The sequence below is a fragment of the Streptomyces sp. BHT-5-2 genome (assembly GCF_019774615.1).
Taxonomy (GTDB): domain Bacteria; phylum Actinomycetota; class Actinomycetes; order Streptomycetales; family Streptomycetaceae; genus Streptomyces.
Genome location: NZ_CP081496.1, coordinates 684,239 through 701,082, shown reverse-complemented (window position 1 = coordinate 701,082; position 16,844 = coordinate 684,239). Strand labels below are relative to the sequence as shown.

Genomic DNA, 16,844 nt, shown 5'->3' with positions numbered 1-16,844 from the left:
GGCCCGGGCGCCTCACGCCTCCTCGGGCGCGGGCGCCGCGGCCGGCCGGACCGCCCGGCGGGGCAGCGCCCGGCGGTGCAGCGCCGCCGCCGTCGCCTTCGCCAGCAGCGCCAGCGCCGCGCCCGTCACGGTCCCGGCTGCCGCGCACAGCACATCGTCGATGTCGGCCACCCGCCCGGCCCGCATCAGCAGCTGCGCCACCTCGACGGCGACGCTCAGCCCCACCCCCAGCAGGAACGCCCCGGCCGCCGACCAGCGGGGCGCGGCGAACCGCAGCAGCAGCGGCCCCGGGACGAACAGCGCGGTCCCGGCGATCTGCCGCCGCACCAGCATCGCCACCTCGCCCGGCTCCAGCTGCGCGCCCAGCTCCAGCAGCCCCTCCCCGGGGCGCCACCAGACCGTCGCGTCGCCGGAGCCCACCGGCTGGGTGGGGGCGAGGGTGACCCCCATCACCAGCAGCAGCCAGACCGCGAGCAGCACCCCGGCCGCGGTGCGCGGGGCACGCCGCCCCGGGGCCCGCAGCGCCCACAGCGCCAGGCCCAGCGCCAGCGCCAGCGCCCCGAGCAGGAAGAGCACCACCGTGGTCGGGGTGATCGCCAGGACGACCTGCCACATGCTCCGCACCGCCTTTCCGAAACCCTCCGGACACCGGACACCGGACGCCGCCCGGCCCGGCGTCAGCCGCAGCTCCACTTGGTGACGAAGACCGTCGCGGCGTGCTCCATCACGCCCCGGATGCACTCGTCCGGGAGCATCTCCACCCGCCCGCTCAGCCGGAGCACCCCGCCCCGCGTCCGCCCGGCGCCGAGCCAGCCGGGGAACGCGGTGATCCGGGAGTTCTTGCGCTGGTAGCCGAGCCGGACGGAGATCTCGCCGGGCGCCGGCGCGTCCCGCCGGTAGACGGCCGTGTAGACGCCGGTGGCCCCGACCGGGCCGCGCAGGCACAGCCGGCCGAGCAGCAGCACCCCGCAGCCGGTCGGCGCCGCCGGGGCCGACGGGACGGCCGCCGCGGTCGCCGCCAGCAGGCCCAGCACGGCGACGGCGGCCGCGGCCCGGCCCGTCCGGCGCCGCCGGTCCGGACCGGTCGCCGGCGGCCCCGCGGCGGTGCGGCGCGGTGCGGGCACGGTCATCGGCACACCGCCTGGTCGCCGGTGATCGCCGCCAGGGTGCCAGGGGCCGGCGCCGGCTCCTCGGCCCGCACCGGGCGCACCGCCCGGAAGTCCGCGCCGACCGTCACCCGCATCAGCGGCCCCTGCCCGGCCGTCGGCCGCAGCCGGGCGCCGGGCAGCGCGGCGACCAGCGAGCGCGCCGAGCGGTCCCAGCGCGGGTCGTAGGAGATCACCGTGTGCGGCACCGCGTCTGGCGCGGAGTCGCCGGGCGTGCCGACGGTGGCGAAGCCGGAGTCGTGCAGCTCCCGGGAGACCCGGGCGGCCAGCCCACGCTGCCCGGTCCCGTTGTCCACCCGCACCCGGACCTGCTCGGGCGGGACGTCCACGACCGTCCCGGGCTCCGCCGCGCGCCGGTGCACCGCGAACGGTCGGTCCTCGCGCAGCGCCCGGAACAGCCTCGGCGCCTGCACCGGGTCCCAGCGCACCGTCGAGCCCAGCCCCGGCACGTTCTCCGCCTCGCCCCGCAGCGGCACCGACGCGAACTCCGACGACGCCGGGCCGAAGCCGCGCATCGCCTGCGCCAGATCGGCCAGCTCGCCCGCCCCGAAGCCGTCGTCGGCCCGCACGGACTGCAGCATGGCGTCCGCCACCTCCTTGAAGCGGACCGGGTTCATCAGCACCCCGGACGAGGTGATCCGGTCCAGCAGCGCGGCCAGGAAACGCTGCTGGCGCTGCATCCGGCCCAGGTCCGCGGAGCCGTCCACATGGCGCGAGCGGACGTACTGGAGGGCCTCGCCGCCGTTGAGCCGCGAGGTCCCGGCCGGCAGGTCCAGCCCCGAGTAGCGGTCCCGCAGCGGCCGCACCGTGCAGACCTCCACCCCGCCGACCGCGTCCACGGTCCGCATGAAGCTGGTGAAGTCGATCTCCAGGTAGTGGTCGATGTGCACCCCGGTCATGTGCTCGACGGTGCGCACGGTCAGGTTGGGGCCGCCCTCGGCGTAGGCCGCGTTCAGCTTGAGCGCGTGCCGGGGGTGCCGCCGGCCCTCGGCGTCCTGGTGGGCGGGCACCTCGGCGTAGGAGTCGCGGGGCAGGCTCACCACGCTGGCCCGGCCCCGGTCGGCGGAGAGGTGCACCAGCATCAGCGTGTCGGTGCAGTGACAGGGGTCGCCGCCCAGGTGGTAGCGCTGCTTCTCCTCGTCGGTCAGCTTGTCCCGGCCGTCGGTGCCGACGACCAGGAAGGTCAGCCCCGCGCCGTCCCCGGGGCGGTCGTTGATCCCCTGGAAGGCGTCCACCCGCCCGATCCCGGTCTCCACGTCGGTGACCATGGCGTGCCCCACCCCGCTCGCGGACAGCAGCAGCGCGGTCGCCGCGGCGCTGATCCGCAGTCCCCAGCGCGCCCTCTGGGAGCCCCGGCGCGGGCGGCGCCATCGGGACCGCCGGGGCCGCCGGCCCGGGACGGTGCGCGAGGAGGTCGACGGCGCGGGGACGGGCACGGGCCACCTCCGCGGTGGACGGGGACAGGGGCGGCGGGGCCGGCCGACGGGCCCGGGCGGTGCGCGGACCGGTGCGGTGCGGAGCCCGTCACGGAACGGACCGGGCCACCGTAAACCCGTACGATCTGCATCAAAACGACACACACCGGGCGGTCGGTGTCCGGCCACCCGGTTGCCGTCCGAAGCGGTCCCCCGTTCGCGGTACCGTGAGGCGGAACACCGCAGTCTCCCGGCGGGCGCTGCCGCCCCCCATGGCGGCTCGCCGCGGGCCGTACCCCCGAGGAACCATGCCCCAGCAGCAGCTCCCGGCCGTCTCCGTGATCATGCCGGTGCTCAACGAGGAACGTCACCTGCGCAACGCCGTCCGGCACATCCTGGCCCAGGAGTACGCCGGCGAGATGGAGGTGGTGATCGCCCTCGGCCCCTCCACGGACCGCACCGACGAGATCGCCGCGGAACTGGTCCGTGAGGACCCCCGGGTGCACACCGTCGCCAACCCCACCGGCCGCACCCCCGCCGCCCTGAACGCCGCCATCAAGGCGTCCCGGCACCCCGTCGTCGTCCGCGTCGACGGCCACGGCATGCTCTCGCCGAACTACATCGCCACCGCCGTACGCCTCCTTGAGGAGACCGGCGCCGCCAACGTCGGCGGCATCATGCACGCCGAGGGCGAGAACGCCTGGGAGGAGGCGGTGGCCGCCGCCATGACCTCCAGGATCGGCGTGGGCAACGCCGCCTTCCACACCGGCGGTGCGGCCGGCCCCGCCGAAACGGTCTACCTCGGCGTCTTCCGCCGCGAGGTGCTGGAGCAGCAGGGCGGCTACAACGAGGAGTTCATCCGCGCCCAGGACTGGGAGTTGAACTTCCGCATCCGGGAGGCCGGCGGCGGGGTCTGGTTCTCGCCCGAGCTGAAGGTCCAGTACCGGCCGCGCCCCAGCATCAGGGCGCTGGCCAAGCAGTACAAGGACTACGGCAAGTGGCGGCACGTCGTCGCCCGCTACCACTCCGGGTCGATCAACCTGCGCTACCTCGCCCCGCCGACCGCGGTCTGCGCCATCGCCGCCGGCCTGGTCGTCGGCGCCGCCGTCACACCCTGGGGCCTCGTCGTCCCGGCCGGCTACCTCGCCGCGATCACCGTGGGCTCGCTGCCGGCCGGCAAGGGCCTGTCGCCGAAGGCCCGCGCCCAGGTCCCCCTCGCCCTGGCGACCATGCACATGTCGTGGGGCGTCGGCTTCCTCACCAGCCCCCGCTCCCTCGCGAAGAAGGTCATCGCCAGCCGGCGGCCGGCCGTCAAGACCCCGGCCCCCGCCCCGGTCGCGGAGTAGCCCCCGGGGTGTGCGCCGTCCGTGGTGCGCACCCCGCACCGCGTGCCCCGGCGCGTCAGAACGTGTACTGCGGATTGACCTTCATGCAGGCCGAGGAGTCCTTCTCCGCGTTCAACGCGTCCGCGCTCTTCGGGGCCTGGTGCGCCGGTGCCCCGCCGCCCGCCGCCGCGTAGTCCGTGCCGGTCCGCCAGTCGTTGCCGACGACCAGCCGCACCGTGGCCGCCTCCGGCGACTCCCGCACCGCACCCGCGGGCAGCCCCAGCGCCTTGGCGAGGGCCAGGGCGTCGCCGCGCTGCGCGGCGTCCTTGTAGAGCACGGTCGTCCCCGCCTGGCCGACGAGCCGGGAATCCGTGCGCGTGCCCGTGTAGCCGAGCGCCACCAGCCGTTCCTGGATGTCGTTCGCCCGCCCGGGGGCCGGGCCGCGCGTCCCGTCCGTGCCGTTCTGTACGACAACGGCCAGCTTGTTCCTGGGAGTTGACGGGGACGGGGCCGCCGGCCGCGCCCCGCCGCCCTTCGCGTCCTTGCCCCCCTTGCCGTCCTTGGCGCCCCTGCCGTCCAGCGCCACGTCGTCGCGCAGCATCGCGAAGGTGGCCTCCGCGTCCCCGGGCTTCGGCATGACGTACCGCTCCCCGGGGCCGTACTGCCAGGGCATGGTGACCATCGTGATCCGCCCGGTCGGCACCCGCTGCAGATCGCCCCCCAGGTCGTAGAGCTTCTTGACCGAGCCCAGCCCCTCGTCGACGGTGAGCGCGCTGGTCGCGGACTCCGCCAGGTCCCGCAGCTGCACCGGGTCGGTGAGCTTGGTGCCCTGCTTGAGCTGACGGATCATCGAGTTCAGATACATGTGCTGGGCCTTGGCCCGGCCGATGTCGGTGTTGTCCTCGAAGCCGTAACGGGTGCGCAGCCACTGCAGCGCCTGGACGCCCTTGACCGAATGGGTGCCCTTGGTCAGCCGCAGCCCGCTGCCGTGCCCCCTGCTGTCGTGCGAGTAGACGTTCCGGTCGACGCAGACCGGCACCCCGCCGACCGCGTCGGCCATGTCCACCACCCCGGAGAAGTCGACCATCATGAAGTGGTCGACATAGACGCCGGTCAGCGCCTTCCAGGTGGCGACGGTGCAGCCCGGACCGCCGTGCTGCAGCGACTCGTTGATGGGCGCGGTGGTCTCCGGATAGACGTGGCCGTCCTTGGGGTCGGTGCACTGCGGGATGGTCACCCGGGTGTCCCGCGGTATGGAGATCACCGACATGTTGCTGCGGTCCGCGCTGACGTGCACCAGCATCTGGACGTCCGCCAGCGGCTTGCGGTCCGCGTCCTGGCGGGCCCCGCCCAACTCGATGTTCTTCTCGGTGTTCCGGCCGTCCGACCCCAGCAGCAGGATGTTCATCGGCGTCTGCCCGAACGCGTTCGGCTCCGGCTTCTTCAGCCCGCCCGGACCGAGGTCCAGCGCCGCCTTGCGGAGGTTCGCGTTCAGGTGCTGGTAGTAGAGATAGCCGCCGGCGGCCCCGGCCACCAGGAGCACACCCAGGCTCAACGCCGTCCAGCGCAGCACCCGGCGGCCCGTACCGGCCTTCTTCCCGGCCTGCCCGCCCGTGCCGCCCCTCGCGGCCTTCGCGGCCCTGCGGTCCCGGCGGCGCCCGGCGCGGCCGCCGGCCGGCCCGGCGGACGCACCCTCGCCCGTGCCGCCGGCCGGGCCGCCGACGGCCCCGTCGGCCGCCCAGTCCGGCGCGTCCGGCGGCAGCCCCTTGTCCTCGAAGGCACCGCCCGTCCAGCCGAGCCGCCGCGGCTCCGGCTGCCGCCCCTCATCGCGCACACCGCTCTGCGGCACTCGCCATTCCCCCGTTGTTCCGTTCCGGTGCGCTCGGTATCCCGGCGCAGGCACCGTTCCCCAAGCTCTCAACTCCCCCCCCCACTCTCAACTCCGTTCAAGCGGGGGGGGGACCCCATGAGCAGGGGAGTCCCCACTCGCTGGAGCGGCTCACGCCGCGCGGTCCGTCGTGTGCCCGGCCGCCTTACTTCGCGCAGATGTTCTTGTCATCTGCATTGACGTGCTGAACGCCCTCCGGGGTTTCGGTCGGTGCCTCGATCGGCGAACCCGGCGCGGTGAAGTCCTTGCCCAGCACCAGCTTCATCGGGACCCGCGCACCGGCGTTCGCGCCGGTCTGCTTCAACGCGCTCTTCGGCAGGCCCATCCACTCGGCCAGCGTCGCGGCCTGGTCGGCCTGGTTCGGCGCGAACTCCAGACGCGTCGCGGACAGCTTCTCCGGCGCGTTGCCGGCGTTCGTCGACAGCCGCGCGCCCTTGGTGTTCTGCAGCCAGTCCACGGTCTCCTGGGCCGAGCCGAACGGCCCGCCCCCGTTGGTGACATCGACCCGGACCAGCTCCGCGGGCGCCTTCTTCACCGGCGCGCTCGGCTTGCCGCCCTTGCCCTTCGCGGCCCCCTTGGCCAGCGCGTGGTCCTGCTGCACCATCTTGAACAGCGGTTCGGCCTTCGCCGTGTCCAGGACGACGGTGGCCTTGTCCCGCGGGTTGTCCAGCACCGGCACGGTGGCGAAAGTGATCTTGTTGAGGTCGACCTTCTTCAGGTCGTCGCCGAAGTCCAGTAGCTTGCTCGCGGTACCGATACCGGTGTCCACCGTCAGCGCCTTCGTCGCCGCCTGCGCCACGTCCAGCAGCTTGCCCGGACTGCCGAACGCACTCGACTTCAGCTTCCGGATCAGCGACCCGAGGAACTGCTGCTGCAGCTGAATCCGGCTCAGGTCGCTGCCGGTGCCGACCGAGTGCCGGGTACGGACGAACGCCAGCGCCTGCTCGCCCTTCACGACGTGCCGGCCGGGCGACAGCTTCAGATGCGACTTCGGGTCGTCGATCTCCTTGGCCGCGCACACCTCGACGCCGTCCACCGCGTTCGACAGGTCCTTGACGGCGTTGAAGTCCGCCATCATGAAGTGGTTGATCTTCAGGCCGGTCAGCTTCTCGACCGTCCGCCAGGTGCAGCCCGGATCCCGGCCCTCCTGGCCCAGACTCGTGTTGAACCGCACGTGCCGCTGGCCCGGAACGACCTTCGTCGAACCGTCCGGCTGCTTCGTCGGGCAGTCCGGGATGTCGGTGATCAGGTCACGCGGAATGCTCAGCGCCGTGGCGTTGGTCCGGTCCTTCGACACATGCATCAGGATCGTGGTGTCCGCGTGCCCGACGCTGCCCTGGTCGCCGTAGCCGGTGTCGCCCTTGCCGGTACGCGCGTCGGTACCGATCACCAGGAGGTTCACCGGGCCGTCGGTGACCGCCGAGTTCTCCTCGCCGACGTCGACCTTCTTGATGTTGCCGTCGAGCTGCTGGTAGATCACGAACGCGGTACCGCAGCCGGCGACGAGCACGAAGCCCACCACCCCGGCCGTCCAGTACAGGAACTTCCGCCGCCCCGACGCCTTCGCCTTGGGCTTGCGGCGGCTCGCCGCACCCCCGGCCGCCGTCGCCGCGGCCGCCGACCCGGCCCGGCCGGCCGCCCGGCGCGCCGCCCGCCCGCCCGCCGCGGGCTCCGCGTCACCGTCCTCGCCGCGGCCCCGCTGCACCGGCAGCGGACGGGTGTCGCTGTCGCGGCCGCCCGCACCCGGCCTCCCCGCGGAACGTCTGCCGGGCGCCTTGCGGTCGGCGGGCCGAGCAGGGCCCTGACCCGACGGGTCGAGCCGCAACTCGTAGTTGCCGGTGTTCGGGTTGAACACCCACTGATCGGCGGGGTCGACGTTGTTGTCGCCCGCCTGCCCACGCCCTTGCGCGTCCACGGTGCCTTGAGTCCTCCGTCGGTACCACGCGGCGCCATCCCCTCAAGGCGCTCGGTCGGTCGATCGTGCGTTAGGTGGTTCGGTACTGGGTCAACCGTCGTCGGGAGACGGTGATCGGTCGGCTGGTCGAGCGGACCGGATCGCTCACACTATCCGCCCAGTTCAGCCCCGGGCGACGCCCGTGACAAATTCCACTTCCCTACAACTGGGCAATCCGCCCATTCCCTTCACGGGTTCCCGGCGCTCTTTGCGGCGTTTTTATTCGCAGCCGCCGTGTTCCGCGGTGCTCCCCGGAAAGGCCGGTGCGGAACTCCCGCCCGGCGCCGGCCGGCCGCCGCGCCCGGGGCTCCCAGCCTTGCCGTCCCCGCCGCCGACCGCCTCCCGCGCGGGCGGCTGCGGCACCACCGCCACCGGCCGATCGTCGCGCAACCGCCCGAAGAGCCGATCCGCGTCCGGCTGCACCAGCTGATCGCGATTCGGGTCGTAACGGTACTCGGTACGCGGCACGGTCAGGAACTGCACATGTGCCGTGGGAATGCTCCGCATACTGCGGACCAATTCGTACAAACCCCGGATCGAGGCCAGCCCGGCATCCGTCGTCAGCGAACTCGTCGCGGCATCCAGCACCGGATACAGCCGCATCGGATTGAGCAGCACACCATTGCTCTGCACTTTCCTCACCAGAGCTGCCAGGAACTGCTGTTGCCGCGCCATCCGCTGGGTGTCGCTGCCGTCGCCCAGACTCTTCCGCGCCCGCACGTACCCCAGCGCCGCCTCGCCGTCCAGCGTCTGCCGACCGGCCGGCAGCGACACATGCGCCTCGTCGTCCCGCACCGGACGCGGCAGACACATCTGCACCCCGTGCACCGCGTCCACCATGTTCTTGAAACCGGTGAAGTCCACGACGATGTGGTGGTCGATCCGGATCCGCGTCATCCGCTCCACCGTGCGGATCGCACACGCCGCCCCGCCGAACGCGAACGCCCAGTTGAACTGCACCGTCTGCGGCTCGGACTCCGACCCGTCGGACCGCTTGCAGTGCGGCACCTGCACCATCAGATCGCGCGGCACGCTCACCGCGGTGGCACTGGCGCGGTTCGCCGCCAGATGTAGCAGGATCGTGGTGTCCGACCGCTGGGTGCCGCTGTCCTCCCCGTACTCCCCGTTCCCGCCGCCCCGGTTGTCCGAGCCGATCAGCAGGATGTTCTGCGCGCCCTTCGGACCCGCCGGCGGCCGCTCCGACTCGTACTTCTCCAGCTCCCGCTCCGTCGCGCGGTCCGAGCGGATGTTGCCGTTCAACCGCGTCCACACGGCCCACCCCAGCCCCGCCGAGGCCACCATCGCCACGGTCAGCGCCAGCGCCGCGGCCCGCAGCCGGCGGTGCGGCGGCGTACGCGGCGGCCCCGGCCGGTCGGTCCACAGCAGCCCCGCGGGCCGCTCCGGCCACCCCCGGAACCGCGCCCGCCCGCCGCCCTCGGAACGACGCCGGCGGCCGGGCGGGGTGTCGGGGCTCTCGGTCACGTGGGCGGGCCTCCCTCGGAGTCGGCGGGACACCCCCGCGCCGGGCACCGCCGGGAAGACCGCCGCACCCCGCGCGCCGGGGGTCCGTACGCACCGGGCGTACGTACCCCGAGCATGGCCCCGGCCGGACGAACCGGCCCGCCCGGCGGGAACCGCCCTCCGCCGGACGGGGGAGCCGACACCCCGCCGGCACCCGGGGACGGCCCGGAACGGGCGGGCACGGAACGCGCCGACGAGCCCGGGGAACCGGACCCCGAACGGTCGTCAGGAACGCGACGCCGAACGGCCCTCGGGACCGCCCTCGGGACCGGCCCTCAGGACCGCGGCACCGTGAACGTGACCTTCTCCGTGGCCTCCCGCGCGGCCAGCGCCGCCCCGTCCAGACGATCCAGATGCCGGCACAGCACCACCGAACCGCCCGCCGCCAGCGGCGCGTACAGCCCCGCCGACAACCCCCGCCAACTGTCGTAGCCCAGGCCCGACAACACCCGCGGCGCCGACGGCATCCCGGCCGCCGCGGCGTCCGCCAGCGCCCGCTCCCCGATCCCGGCACCGGTCAGCTCCTCGCCGCCGACCACCAGCGCCGGCGCCCCCGGATCCACCGGGACGAACGGAACGAACCGGTCACCCTGGCCAGGCACCTCCACCGCGAAGTCCGCGAACCCCGCCGGCGGCTGCGGGAACCGGCCGCCCAACGGCCGCAACGCCAGCGCCACCCGCTCCCCGGAACAGGCCCGCGCCGCGTCGAGCCCGTCCGGGCCGCTGACGACCAGATCCGCCCCGCCCGGATCGCCGCCCACCTCCGCGACCACCCCCACCGACGCACACGCCAGCAACCACACCGCGGTCTGCCAGTGCGCGGGCAACAGCAGCGCGAGCCGGTCGCCGGGCTCGGCGGCCAGGTCGCCCTGAAGGTAGTTGGCGGTCTTCGCCACCCAATTGGCGAAGGTCGCGACGGACAGTTCCACCCGCTCGCCGGTGGCGTCGTCGTAGAAGGTCACCAGCGGGCGGGCCGGGTCCGCGGCGAGCGTGGAACCCAGCAGGTCGGCGGGGGTGCGATCGATGGCGTTCATCGCGGCCAGCGTACGCGCGAGGGACCCTGACGGGCAGTCGGGTACGGCCGTACCCACCACCGGTTCGGCCGAAGCCCCACACCACCAGCGATGGCGAGCCGCCCCGGGCCGTCCCAGGATTTCCCCATGCGCCCCATCCTCGCCACCTGTCTAGGCGCCGCGTGCACGGCCGCCCTCGCCCTGCCCCTGGCCCCGCCCGCGCACCCCGCGGAGACGGCCGCCGGGCCCGGCACGGCGAGCGCCGGCGACCTGCCGGGCGCCACCCAGTCCCTGCCCCTGGACGGCCTCGGCCCGACCGGCCCACACGGCACGGCCCGCGCCACCGTCCCACCGCAGGAGAACACCGTCCACGAACTCCCACCCCGCGCCGTCCGCCCGTTCTCCCTCGTCGGCGTCGTCTGGGACGACGCCGCCACCGCCCTCCGCGGCCGCGCCCAGGTCCGCACCCGCGCCCGCGGCAGCGCCCGCTGGTCCGACTGGCAGGACCTCCAGACCGACAGCGACGACGCCCCCGACCCGGGCGGCGAGCCCCAGGGCACCCGCGCCCGCGGCAGCACCGCGCCCCTCTGGGTCGGCGCCAGCGACGCCATCCAACTGCGCCTCACCGTCGCCGACCCGCACCGCGCCGCCGGCGCCCTCCCGCACGGCCTCCGCCTCGAACTCGTCGACCCCGGCCCGGACACCCCCGCCGTACGCGGCGGCCCGCCCCCCACCCCCGCGGCCGTCGCCGGTGCCGGCGCCAACGCCCCCCTCGCGCCGCCCGGCGCCACCGAGATCCCCGCCGCCGACCAGGTCGCCGCCCAGGCCGACATCGCCGCCGCCGGCGGCCACGCCCCCGTCGGACCGGCCCACATCGGCGCCCGCCCGCGCATCGTCACCCGCGTCGGCTGGGGCGCCGACGAGAGACTGCGCGAGGCCCGCCTCGTCTACACCCACACCGTCCGCGCCGCCTTCGTCCACCACAGCGCCACCGGCAACAACTACACCTGCGCACAGGCCCCTTCGGTGATCCGCGGCCTGTACCGCTACCACGTCAAGAGCAGCCACTGGCGCGACATCGGCTACAACTTCCTGATCGACAAGTGCGGCACCGTCTACGAGGGCCGCGCCGGCGGCGTCGCCAAACCCGTACTCGGCGCCCACACCCTCGGCTTCAACAACGACAGCACCGGCATCGCCCTCCTCGGCTCCTTCAACAAGGCCGCCCCGTCACGCGCCGCCGTGGAGTCCCTGGCCCGCCTGACGGCCTGGAAGCTCGGCCTGTACGGCGCCGACCCCCGCGGCCGCGCCCCGATGACCTCCAGCGGCGGCAACCTCTACCGCAGGGGGAAGACCGTCCAACAGCACGTCATCTCCGGCCACCGCGACGGCTTCAAGACCGAATGCCCCGGCACCCGCCTCTACGCCGACCTCCCCGCCGTCCGCCTGGCCGCCGCCCACCTCCAGGGCCGCTGAACCCCTCCGCCGCCCACTCCTGCCGCGCTGCCGGACGGCTCCGCCGCCCCTCCGCCGCACGGTGAAACATCTCACCCGCCGGCCGGCCGCCGCACGGACGCGACCCCCGACGCCGAACCGGCCCGCACGGCCGCTGAACCTATCCCGGCCCCGCCGCGTCCTAGGGACCGCAAGTGCCCTGTCGCCCCGTCACCGGCCCGGGCCGCGTCCCGGCGACCGGGGCCGGCGGACCGTCTGCCTACACTGGTCCGCCGACCGGCCGAACCAGCAGGAACCAGCAGAAAGCAGAGAGGACCACGTGAGCGTCGCACGCACGCAGTGGACGTCGAATGCCGCACTGCTGCGCTGCGCTGCGCGGGCGGAGAAGCGTACAGAGGACACCGTGAGCGTCGCACGTGCAGCCACCGGGCTGTGGTGGACGTCGAATGCCGCACCGCTGCTCCCTCCTTGCCCGCCATCGGGCAGGAGGGGCCCAGCGGGCGGAGAAGCGAGCAGAGGGCACAGTGACTGAAGCGATCCTCCTGGTCGGCGGCAAGGGCACCCGGCTGCGCCCGCTGACGGTGCACACGCCCAAGCCCATGGTCCCGGCGGCCGGCGTGCCGTTCCTCACCCACCAACTGGCCCGCGCCCGCGCCGCCGGCGTCGAGCACGTCGTCCTGGCCACCTCCTACCTCGCCGAGGTCTTCGAGCCGTACTTCGGCGACGGCTCCGCGCTCGGCCTGCACCTGGAGTACGTCACCGAGGTGGAACCGCTGGGCACCGGCGGCGCCATCCGCAACGTCGCCTCCCGGCTGCACTCCGCCCCCGGCGACCCGGTGCTGATCTTCAACGGCGACATCCTCACCGGCCTGGACATCCGCGCCCTCGTCGACACCCACCGCACCAGCGGCGCCGACGTCTCCCTGCACCTCACCCGGGTCGAGGACCCGCGCGCCTTCGGGCTCGTCCCCACCGACGACACCGGCCGGGTCACCGCCTTCCTGGAGAAGCCGCAGACCCCCGAGGAGATCGTCACCGACCAGATCAACGCCGGTGCCTACGTCTTCAACCGGTCGGTCATCGACGCCATCCCCACCGGCCGCCCGGTCTCCGTCGAACGCGAGACCTTCCCCGGCCTGCTCGCCGACGGCGCCCACCTCCAGGGCATGGTCGACTCCACCTACTGGCTCGACCTCGGCACCCCGCAGGCGTTCGTCCGCGGCTCCGCCGACCTGGTCATGGGCCGCGCCCCGTCGCCGGCCGTCCCCGGCCGCTGCGGCGACCGCCTCGTCCTGGACGGTGCCGACGTCGCCCCGGACGCCAAGCTCACCGGCGGCACCGTCGTCGGCGCGGCCGCCAGGGTCGGCGCCGGCGCCCGGGTGGACGGCAGCACCGTCCTCGACGGCGCGGTGATCGAGCCGGGGGCCCAGGTCCGCGACTCGCTGATCGGCGCCGGCGCCCGGATCGGGGCCAACACGGTCCTCGACGGCGCGGTGATCGGCGACGGCGCCGTCATCGGCCCCGACAACGAACTCCGCGGCGGCATCCGCATCTGGTGCGACGCCCACATCCCCGCCGCCTCGGTCCGCTTCTCCTCCGACCAGTGACCCCTCCGATCCGACCGGGGCCCACCCCCGGTCGGATCGCCTAACCTGGCCGCATGCCCGCCACCCGTACCTGGGTCCCGCCCGGCCCGTACGACCTGCACCGCACCCTCGGGGTGCTGCGCCGCGGTCCCGGCGACCCGGCGTTCGCGGTCCGCGGCGACGAGATCTGGCGGGCCTGCCGCACGCCCGCCGGCCCCGGCACCCTGCGCCTGGCGGCCCGCCCCACCGACGGCCACGTCGCGGCGACGGCCTGGGGTCCCGGCGCCGAGTGGCTGCTGGACCGCCTGCCGGAGCTGCTGGGGGAGTCCGACGACCCGGCGGCCCTGGCGGCCCGCCACCGCGTCGTCCACGAGGCACGCCGCCGCCACCCCGGCGTCCGCCTCGCCCGCACCGGGCTGGTCCTGGAGTCGCTGATCCCCTCGATCCTGGAGCAGAAGGTCACCAGCGACGAGGCGTACCGCGCCTGGCGGCTGCTGCTGCAGCGCCACGGCACACCCGCACCCGGCCCCTGGGACCGGCTGCGGGTGATGCCCGATCCGCGCGGCTGGGCGCTGATCCCGTCCTGGGAGTGGCACCGCGCGGGCGTCGACGCCAAGCGGTCGTCGGCGATCCTGCGGGCGGTCCGGGCCGCGGCCCGCATGGAGGAGGCCGCGCGGATGGACCTCGCGGGCGCCACCCGCCGACTGACCGCGATCCCGGGCATCGGCCCCTGGACGGCCGCCGAGACCCTCCAGCGCGCCCTGGGCGCCCCCGACGCGATCACCGTCGGCGACCTGCACCTGCCGAAGATCATCGGCTATGCGCTCACCGGCCGGCGCGGCACCACCGACGAGGAGATGCTGGAGCTCCTCGCGCCCTACGACGGGCAGCGGCACCGCGCGGCCCGGCTGATCCTGCTCTCCGGCCTGGTCCCGCCGCGCCGCGCCCCGCGCTTCCCGGTGGGCGACATCGCCCGGCTGTGACCGAGGCGGCGCCACCCGCCGGAGACGAGGCGGCGCCGCCCGCCGGAGCCCACGTACCCACCGGGCACGGGAACGCCGGTCCTCAGCGGACGCCGCCGGTCCTCAGCGGACGCTGATGAAGCCGTCCACCGGCCGTGCCGGTCGTTCCCGTGGCGGCGCGGCCGGCCGGCCGATGGCCACCGCCCCCATCGGCTCCCATTCCGCGGGCAGTTGCAGCGCCTCGCGGACCACGTCGCGGCAGAACATCGTCGAGGAGATCCACGCCGACCCCAGCCGCTCGCCGGCCAGTGCGACCAGGAAGTTCTGGATGCCCGCGCCGTGCGCGACGACGAACATCTCGCGCTCGGCGGCACCGCGCCGCGCGTCCGGGTAGGCGTGCGCGCCGTCCAGCACCATGCACGGCACCGCCAGATACGGGGCCTTGCGCAGCACGTCGCCGCGCCGCACCCGCTTGGCGACGGCCTCCTCCGACTTCCCGTCCGCCCGCAGGTCGGCCACCCAGGCGTCCCGCATCGCGTCCAGGAGGCGGGTCCGGGCCTCCGGGGACTCCAGGAGGACGAACCGCCACGGCGTGGTGTGGTGCGGCGCCGGCGCGGTCAGCGCCGCGGCCACCGCGCGCCGCACCGCCCCCGGGTCCACCGGATGGTCGGTGAACTCCCGGACCGTGCGCCGCAGCGTCACCGCCTCCCGCACCGCCTCCGACGTGCCCAGCCGGAACATGTCGTCCGCCGCGTTCCGCACCAGCGCCCGCGCCCCCGGGTCCGCGGCGGCCACGTCCCCGCCGGAGCCGGCCTCCGGACCCGCAGCCGAATCCGCAGCCGGCTCCGTGGCGTCCGCCGGCAGGACGACCTGCGGCAGCCCCCGTACGACCGCCACCGGCAGCCCGGTGGCCTTGCCCTTCACCAGGTCGCCCGCGGCGGCGAGTTCGTCCGCGGTGGCCACGATGGTGGCGACCAGCGGATTGCCGTACGCGTCGGTGCCACCGCGCAGGTCGTCCAGCACCCGCACCCCGGCCGCCCCGATGGCGACGTCGGTCAGTCCGCTGCGCCAGGGCCGCCCGAAGGTGTCGGTGACGACGACGCCGACGTTCACGCCGAGAGCCTCGCGCAGCCCGGCCCGCAGCGCGCGGGCCGACGCGTCCGCGTCCTCGGGCAGCAGCAGGATCGTGCCGGACGGGGTGTTGGAGGCGTCCACGCCGGCCGCGGCCATCACCAGACCGCTGCGGTTCTCCACGATCCGCAGGGTGCCGCGGCGGGCCACCACCCGTACCGTCTCGGCGTCGATGGCCGCCTCGCGGTCGGTTGCCTCGACGATCCGGCCCTCGGCCTTGCTGACGATCTTGGAGGTGACCAACACCACGTCGCCGTCGGCCAGTTGGGGCGCCCCCGGGCCGTTGGCCGCGGCCGCGATCAGCTTGACGAGGTCGTCGCCGGGCCGCACCTCGGGGAGGCCCGGCAGCGCCCACACCCGGTATCCGGGCGCCTCCGCCGCCCCGGTCATGCCCGCACCTCCTCGGCCAGCGCCAGCGCCTCGCGGGCCATCGCGGCGGTGGCGTCCAGGTCCGTCATCATCAACGGCACCGCCCGACAACGGATTCCCGCCGCCTCGACGTCGGCCACCGCGCCCGCGTCCACGCCGTCCACCAGCCAGCCGTCCAGCAGGCCCGCCCCGTAGTGCCGGGCCACCGCCGCCGCCGTGGACTCCACGCCGACCGCCGCCAGCACCTTGTCGGCCATGCCGCGCACCGGGGCGTCCCCGACGATCGGCGACAGCCCGACGACCGGAGCAGCGGCCTCCGCAACGGCCTCCCTGATGCCGGGTACGGCCAGGATCGTTCCGACGCTGACGACCGGGTTGGACGGCGGGAAGAGGATCACGTCGGCCGCGGCGAGCGCCTCCAGCACGCCGGGCGCCGGCTTGGCCTGCTCGGCGCCGACCGGCACCACGGCCAGCGCCGGCACCGAGGCCCGCAGCCGCACCCAGTACTCCTGGAAGTGCACGGCCCGCCGCTCGCCGTTCTCGTCCTCGACGGCCACATGGGTCTCGACCCGGTCGTCGGACATCGGCAGCAGCCGCACCCCGGGCCGCCAGCGGTCGCACAGCGCCTCGGTGACGGCGCTCAGCGGATAGCCGGCGCCCAGCATCTGGGTCCGGACGATGTGGGTCGCGAAGTCCCGGTCGCCCAGCCCGAACCACTCCGGCCCGACGCCGTACGCGGCGAGCTCCTCCTTCACCCGGAACGTCTCGTCCGTCCGGCCCCAGCCCTGCTCCTCGTTGATGCCGCCGCCGAGCGTGTACATCACGGTGTCGAGGTCGGGACACACCTTCAGCCCGAACAGATGGATGTCGTCACCGGTGTTGCCGATGACGGTGATGTCCGCTTCCGGAGCCGCTGCCTTCAGTCCCCGCAGAAAGCGGGCGCCGCCGATACCGCCGGCCAGAACCACAATGCGCATGGCGTTAAGTCTGTCAGCCGCGGGCTGATCCACCAGGGGTGGTGGTCGGGCGACGGGAGGGCTGTCAGCCGCAGGCCGATCC

General features: G+C 74.7%; 13 protein-coding genes. 4 read left to right on the top strand and 9 right to left on the bottom strand.

Annotation, left to right across the window (positions count from 1 at the left end; genetic code table 11):
* Positions 1-12 precede the first annotated feature (12 nt).
* The 3 genes from K2224_RS02895 to K2224_RS02885 form a co-directional block, all read right to left on the bottom strand.
* Positions 13-615 (bottom strand): VanZ family protein, encoded by a 603-nt coding sequence (locus tag K2224_RS02895; RefSeq protein WP_221905102.1) that lies wholly within the window; start codon positions 613-615, stop codon positions 13-15.
* A gap of 62 nt (positions 616-677) precedes the next feature.
* Positions 678-1,130, bottom strand: a complete 453-nt coding sequence (locus tag K2224_RS02890; protein ID WP_221905101.1) for a hypothetical protein — start codon at positions 1,128-1,130, stop codon at positions 678-680.
* Positions 1,127-2,602: an LCP family protein gene (locus K2224_RS02885; RefSeq protein ID WP_221905100.1), complete on the bottom strand. Its 1,476-nt coding sequence runs from the start codon at positions 2,600-2,602 to the stop codon at positions 1,127-1,129. Before K2224_RS02885 ends, K2224_RS02890 begins: the two co-directional genes overlap by 4 nt.
* A gap of 287 nt (positions 2,603-2,889) precedes the next feature.
* Between K2224_RS02885 and K2224_RS02880 the strand changes: the two genes are divergently transcribed.
* Positions 2,890-3,927: a glycosyltransferase family 2 protein gene (locus tag K2224_RS02880; protein ID WP_221905099.1), complete on the top strand. Its 1,038-nt coding sequence runs from the start codon at positions 2,890-2,892 to the stop codon at positions 3,925-3,927.
* 55 nt (positions 3,928-3,982) lie between these two features.
* Here K2224_RS02880 and K2224_RS02875 read toward each other — a convergent pair whose 3' ends face one another.
* The 4 genes from K2224_RS02875 to K2224_RS02860 all read right to left on the bottom strand — a co-directional run bounded on the left by K2224_RS02875 (position 3,983) and on the right by K2224_RS02860 (position 10,303).
* Entirely contained in the window at positions 3,983-5,755 is a 1,773-nt protein-coding gene (locus K2224_RS02875) for an LCP family protein (protein WP_221905098.1), read from the bottom strand.
* A 184-nt stretch (positions 5,756-5,939) separates the two neighbouring features.
* Complete coding sequence (locus tag K2224_RS02870) at positions 5,940-7,709, bottom strand: LCP family protein (RefSeq protein ID WP_221905097.1); 1,770 nt, start codon at positions 7,707-7,709, stop codon at positions 5,940-5,942.
* 258 nt (positions 7,710-7,967) lie between these two features.
* Positions 7,968-9,230: an LCP family protein gene (locus tag K2224_RS02865; RefSeq protein ID WP_221905096.1), complete on the bottom strand. Its 1,263-nt coding sequence runs from the start codon at positions 9,228-9,230 to the stop codon at positions 7,968-7,970.
* Between the two features lie 314 nt (positions 9,231-9,544).
* Positions 9,545-10,303: a TIGR03089 family protein gene (locus K2224_RS02860; RefSeq protein WP_221905095.1), complete on the bottom strand. Its 759-nt coding sequence runs from the start codon at positions 10,301-10,303 to the stop codon at positions 9,545-9,547.
* A gap of 126 nt (positions 10,304-10,429) precedes the next feature.
* On the opposite strand from K2224_RS02860, the gene K2224_RS02855 reads away from it, so the two are divergent.
* The 3 genes from K2224_RS02855 to K2224_RS02845 all read left to right on the top strand — a co-directional run bounded on the left by K2224_RS02855 (position 10,430) and on the right by K2224_RS02845 (position 14,306).
* On the top strand, positions 10,430-11,758 hold the full coding sequence (locus K2224_RS02855; RefSeq protein WP_221905094.1) for a peptidoglycan recognition protein: 1,329 nt from the start codon (positions 10,430-10,432) through the stop codon (positions 11,756-11,758).
* Between the two features lie 503 nt (positions 11,759-12,261).
* Positions 12,262-13,344: a sugar phosphate nucleotidyltransferase gene (locus K2224_RS02850; RefSeq protein ID WP_221905093.1), complete on the top strand. Its 1,083-nt coding sequence runs from the start codon at positions 12,262-12,264 to the stop codon at positions 13,342-13,344.
* A 53-nt stretch (positions 13,345-13,397) separates the two neighbouring features.
* A complete protein-coding gene (locus K2224_RS02845; protein ID WP_221905092.1) occupies positions 13,398-14,306 on the top strand; it encodes a DNA-3-methyladenine glycosylase in 909 nt (302 codons plus the stop codon).
* A gap of 102 nt (positions 14,307-14,408) precedes the next feature.
* Here the strand turns inward: K2224_RS02845 and K2224_RS02840 are convergent, their stop codons facing one another.
* Both K2224_RS02840 and cofD read right to left on the bottom strand, forming a co-directional pair.
* The gene (locus tag K2224_RS02840; RefSeq protein ID WP_221905091.1) at positions 14,409-15,806 is read right to left on the bottom strand and encodes a coenzyme F420-0:L-glutamate ligase; all 1,398 of its coding nucleotides are present in this window, start codon (positions 15,804-15,806) and stop codon (positions 14,409-14,411) included.
* Positions 15,803-16,762: a 2-phospho-L-lactate transferase gene (gene cofD / locus K2224_RS02835; RefSeq protein ID WP_221905090.1), complete on the bottom strand. Its 960-nt coding sequence runs from the start codon at positions 16,760-16,762 to the stop codon at positions 15,803-15,805. The genes K2224_RS02840 and cofD overlap by 4 nt, the downstream gene beginning before the upstream one ends.
* Positions 16,763-16,844: the final 82 nt, after the last annotated feature.

Bases quoted from the DNA above. Each gene is read 5' to 3' on its own strand.
- K2224_RS02895 (WP_221905102.1), bottom strand. From the start codon at position 615: ATGTGGCAGGTCGTCCTGGCGATCACCCCGACCACGGTGGTGCTCTTC.
- K2224_RS02890 (WP_221905101.1), bottom strand. From the start codon at position 1,130: ATGACCGTGCCCGCACCGCGCCGCACCGCCGCGGGGCCGCCGGCGACC.
- K2224_RS02880 (WP_221905099.1), top strand. From the start codon at position 2,890: ATGCCCCAGCAGCAGCTCCCGGCCGTCTCCGTGATCATGCCGGTGCTC.
- K2224_RS02860 (WP_221905095.1), bottom strand. From the start codon at position 10,303: ATGAACGCCATCGATCGCACCCCCGCCGACCTGCTGGGTTCCACGCTC.
- K2224_RS02855 (WP_221905094.1), top strand. From the start codon at position 10,430: ATGCGCCCCATCCTCGCCACCTGTCTAGGCGCCGCGTGCACGGCCGCC.
- K2224_RS02845 (WP_221905092.1), top strand. From the start codon at position 13,398: ATGCCCGCCACCCGTACCTGGGTCCCGCCCGGCCCGTACGACCTGCAC.
- K2224_RS02840 (WP_221905091.1), bottom strand. From the start codon at position 15,806: ATGACCGGGGCGGCGGAGGCGCCCGGATACCGGGTGTGGGCGCTGCCG.
- cofD (WP_221905090.1), bottom strand. From the start codon at position 16,762: ATGCGCATTGTGGTTCTGGCCGGCGGTATCGGCGGCGCCCGCTTTCTG.